The organism is Nonomuraea insulae, assembly GCF_042656245.1.
The window spans coordinates 4,186-8,548 of sequence record NZ_JBHSPA010000030.1; the positions used below are offsets into that span (position 1 = coordinate 4,186).

4 protein-coding genes are annotated in these 4,363 nt (G+C 70.1%); all 4 read right to left on the reverse strand.

Going from position 1 to position 4,363, the window contains the following annotated elements; genetic code table 11:
* Positions 1-1,496, reverse strand: a 1,496-nt coding sequence (locus tag ACFPZ3_RS27180; protein WP_465263572.1) for a TrbL/VirB6 family protein, incomplete at its 3' end; no start/stop codon positions are given.
* Complete coding sequence (locus ACFPZ3_RS27185; RefSeq protein WP_379517070.1) at positions 1,408-2,151, reverse strand: pilin; 744 nt, start codon at positions 2,149-2,151, stop codon at positions 1,408-1,410. The genes ACFPZ3_RS27180 and ACFPZ3_RS27185, both read right to left, overlap by 89 nt.
* A gap of 295 nt (positions 2,152-2,446) precedes the next feature.
* A complete protein-coding gene (locus tag ACFPZ3_RS27190; protein WP_379517071.1) occupies positions 2,447-3,391 on the reverse strand; it encodes a hypothetical protein in 945 nt (314 codons plus the stop codon).
* Between the two features lie 353 nt (positions 3,392-3,744).
* Positions 3,745-3,903 carry a hypothetical protein gene (locus ACFPZ3_RS27195; protein WP_379517072.1) on the reverse strand — a complete coding sequence of 53 codons (159 nt, stop codon included), beginning with the start codon at positions 3,901-3,903 and terminating at the stop codon, positions 3,745-3,747.
* Between the last annotated feature and the right edge of the window lie 460 nt (positions 3,904-4,363).

Genomic DNA, 4,363 nt, shown 5'->3' on the forward strand with positions numbered 1-4,363 from the left:
TGCCGAGGCCGGGCCGGACGGGTGGGCATGCCGGGCAGCATCGGCTGCGCCCAGGGCGGTTTCGGCCGGATCCACGGGCCGCTCGGCGCGGCCGGGGCGGGCGGCGTGGGTGGGCGGGGCACGCGGGTGACCGGGAACGGCAACGCCAGCTGACGCCCCCGCGCGGCGGCCGATCCGGTGGGCCGTGCACCTGTGCGCGGCGTGGGTGGGAGGTTCAGCGGCAACTGGAGCTGCTGGGGGCCGTGTTGAGCGGATGGGTTGGGTGTGTTCACCGGTGTTCCTCCCGTGGCGGCGGGCCCGCTCGTCGGCTGTGGTCTGCGTGGGCCGCCGTGCGGCCGGGGCCGGGCGGGGCCACGCCGTGCCCCGCCTGCAGCGCCGAGTGGACGGTGGCGCCGCTGCGCGGCCCCGGCCCTGGCGTTCTTCGTGGCGGTGCGGGCCGCCCGGCCACCCTTGGTCAGCGCGGCTCTGGCTAGGCCGAGGCTCTTGTAGACGATCAAGGCTTTGACCAGACGGGTCAGCAGCTGGGGTTGGGCGGGCTGCCAGACCGAGCGGGCCACCCAGCCGGGGATCTTGATCAGGATGAACAGCAGGCCGATCAGGACCAGGGTGTCGATGGCGCGCATGACCGCCGGTTTGACCGCCGCCACGGCGAGGTCGCCGGCCGGGGTGGCGAAGGCGTCGGTGGAGTCGGTGAAGTACACCTTGAACGCCAGGATGAGCACGAGCGCCTGGAGTACCTGCATGGCCAGGACGCCGGTGAAGGCGCGCCACCACAGCCGGGCGATGTGCTCGGTCTGCGGCAGCGCGTGACACAGCAGGGCGAGCGGCGCCGCGATCATCAGGAACAGCAGCAGCGCGACTCTTATGACCGCGATGAACGCCAGGATCAGGCCCATCACCACGGCCAGGCCGATCATCCAGATCAGGAACATCTGCGGGGCCTGCAGCTGGCCGACCGGGTTGGCGAGTTTGTTGGCAATCAGGTCGCCGGCCCGCCGCCCGTCCACCCCCTCCTGAAGCAGCGCCGCGACCAGGCCGTTGGCCAGCTCGATGGCGTACTGGCAGACGGTCAGCGAAAAGTTGAGCGCGATCACGGCGACCACCACGCGCGGCGCGACCTCGGCGGCGGTGGTGGAGGTTTGCACGCTGCCGTACGCCATCACGATCACCCCGCCGGCGAGCACGAACAGCGCGAGCAGGGTGTTGGCCACCACCCGTACATGTGCCGACAGCTCCTGGACGCGCCCCAGCATGTCCGGCGGTGGTGTCGACAGCAGCAGCGTGCCGACGATGTGGAAGGTCGGCTGGATCGCCTCGGTGACGATGAGGCCGAACCAGCCGTTCAATGCCCGGTTGAGCTTGCAGCCGAAGTCCAGCCAGCCGCACTCCTCCGCCCCGCTGGCCTGCTCAGGTCCAGGTGCCGGTTTCGGTTTCGAGGCGGGAGCTGTGGGCTCGGTGCTCGGGTTCGGGTTCGGCTGGACCGGCGGCGTCAGCATCGGCCCCGTCGGCACCGTTGGGGTCGGCGTGGGTGCGGGTGCAGTGGGCGGTGTGGGCTGCGGGTTCGAGGTCGGCGCGGGGACGACGGGAGGGCTCGGCTCCGCGGCGGCCAGGGCAGCCGTGACGGTCAGCGTGATGGCGATGATCGTGAAGATCTGCACGATGCCACGGCATGTGATGGCCAGGAGCGTGCTCGTCCTGCGCCGGCGAGGTGGCGGGTGGCGAGTCATGAGGAACCGACGATGCCTTTGAGGACGCTGACCAGCAGCGGGGCCAGAACGGCGATGCCGTAGCCGAGGGCGGCGTAGCGCAGGGTCTTTTCTTGGCCGCTTCCACCTCGCCGGGGTCGCCGCCGGCCAGGATGTAGCGCACCCCGCCCACGGTCAGGAACAGCGTGGCCAGGGCGACGAGCAGGCCGACGATGACGTTGCGCAGGTTGTCGATCACCGCGTTCAGCGAGGCCGGCGCGGCCAGAACCCGGCCGGAGGCTGGGAGGAGTCCGGCGGCGTCGGCGTTGGTGGTGGCCGCGATGGCGAGGGCGTATTCGAGCAGGGTGCCCAGGACGATGCAGCCGAGGATCGTCAGGGCGATGAGCAGGACTTTGAGGCTGTGGGCCTGGGATGAGGAGCGGGTGCGGCGTGGGCGGGATGTCATGTGCTGCCTTCCTGAACGGGTCGTGCTGGATGCGGTTGGGCGGTGCGGTGAGAGGGCGGCGCGGAGGTGCCGGGTCCGGCTGCGGGGCCGGTGGGCGTCCTCCTTCAGCGGGATGGGCTGGTGGGTTGGGCCGGGTGACAGGGACCGGTGACCAGGTACAGGTCCTCGCTGCCGGAGCCGCGGCGCCCTCCGCGCTGCCTTCTCACCGGTTAAAAGACCTGGGTGAAAGGCCGAGATAGGACATCGGGGCCAGCGGATTTTGCGCAGTCTTTGCTGGCTGCTCGCCGTGCGATCGCTACAGGTCGCCGCGCTGGAGCGCCTGATGCAGCGCGGTTTCGGCGCGCTGGCGGCGCTTGAGCGCGGCGCAGTAGAGCAGGCCGCGGCGGCGGCAATAGGAGCTGAGCGACACGCCCTCCAACCGGGTGAAACAGATCAGCTCCGCCTCCAGTTCGGTGATGATCTGCTGGGCGACCGCCTCGGCCAGGAACACGTCAGGATGGCCGGCCGGGTAGGTGAGCGGCTGCTGGCCGCTGTCGGCGCGGTCGGACAGGTCGGGGTCGGCCAGCGGGCCGGGTCGGTCGGCGGCGTGGACGCGGATGACCGCGATGTGGGTCAGCCGGGAGACCCGGAGCAGCGGGTGGGACCAGGCCAGGTTCACCCGGCAGAGGGCCTCCATGTAGGCCGTGAGCACGTCGGCTTCCAGGTCTTCGCGGTCGATCCGCTCAACCACGGTCTTGCCGGCGAGGGCGGTGATGAGGCGGCGCAGCATCGGGATCGCCAGGGCGACGGCGGCGACCATCCACGCTCCCCGGTGGGTGCGGGCCTGGCCGATGAGGTGCCGCCACACGTGGTCACGGGTGGTGCGGGAGCAGGACGGGTGCAGCAGCATCGCCTGCAGCTCGTTCAGCGGGATCGGCCGGGCCGGAAGCCCGTGCCCGAGCAGCGCGCCATCGAGCGAGAGCGGGGCGGGGCCGCGCATGAGCAGGGTGAAAGCGTGCTCGGCCACATCCAGCGGCAGCGACCCGCCCCGGCTGCATGGGCTACCGCCGCGGCTGCCGGTGCCCTCGTTGGGCTGCGTGGTGTCCGCGTCGAGGTCGACGGTGGGCAACGCTTCGACCCAGCGGGCCGTGGGCGCACTGTTCAGGTCGGCCCGGTCGGCGGCCGGGCCGGTCAGGATCGGGCCGGTGGCGGCCGGGTTGGTGGTGGCGTCCGTGGCGAGGCGGAGCGAAGGGTGAGACATGGCGAGGCTCCCGATGAGGCGTGTTCGGTTCGGACGTCGCCATGTCGCCAGAGAGGCCGGACAGGAATCGGGCAGGAAATGATCAGACATCGGGCACGGCAAAGATCACGCCAGTTTGGGGTCACGCTCCGGAACCATGGATGACCTGCGAAAACACCAAAATGCCGGGCTTGTGCGCGTCGGGTTGACGACAAGCGCGTCCCATGACGTCGCGCCCGGAAAGTGGTGTTGACCTGCGGTAACCGGATGCGGCCGAAAGTCACGGGTCAAGGTTGCGTCAAGCGGTGGACCGAAGCGCGGACCCGTGTTGGTTCTGGATCATCTCTGCCGGGTTCGGGCTGCAGTGCGGCTGGTCAGAGGCCCTCATCCGGGTTACGTAGGGGCAGAGTGCTGGGCGCGCTGGTGCGGAGCATGCGGGCCTCGGCTTGGGCGTTGGCGATGACGGCCGAGACGGCCTCGGCGGAACGGCGGGCCGCCAGTTCCCCGGACCTCCTGGGGCGGGTTGCGGCCATCAATGATGAACAGCGCTCCGTCGTCGATGGCGTGGGCGCGTACCTTCCAGCCGAGTTGGCGCCCCGCGGCTCGCCCGGGCCTCGGCCGCCTCGCCCAGTTCGGCGACCGCTTCGCGGGTGAGGACGAGCTGGCTGCAGAAGTCGCGCTACTCCGGCTTGAGGCTGGCGGTCATCATCGCCTTGACCTGGTTGATGAGCTTGGCGAAGCGGCGTTCGGCCAGTTCATCCTTCCGGCTTGGCATGCAGATCGCCTCCCACTGATACGTCGTAGTGCGCCGTCTTGCCAGGGTAGGTCGCACCGGTCGCCGGTGTTGGTGACCTTTGGCGAGGAAGGTTGAGGGTTCTCGCCGAACGTTGAGTGAGGGGAGGCCGCAGGTGAGAGGACTGCGCAGCCCCTTTAAGAAGTCCTAACAAAATGATCTAGGAATACTGGTGATCGCCTTCGAGTTGATCACGGCGT

Coding starts and splice junctions, on each gene's coding strand:
- ACFPZ3_RS27195 (WP_379517072.1), bottom strand. CDS start 3,903: ATGGCCGCAACCCGCCCCAGGAGGTCCGGGGAACTGGCGGCCCGCCGT.
- ACFPZ3_RS27185 (WP_379517070.1), bottom strand. CDS start 2,151: ATGACATCCCGCCCACGCCGCACCCGCTCCTCATCCCAGGCCCACAGC.
- ACFPZ3_RS27190 (WP_379517071.1), bottom strand. CDS start 3,391: ATGTCTCACCCTTCGCTCCGCCTCGCCACGGACGCCACCACCAACCCG.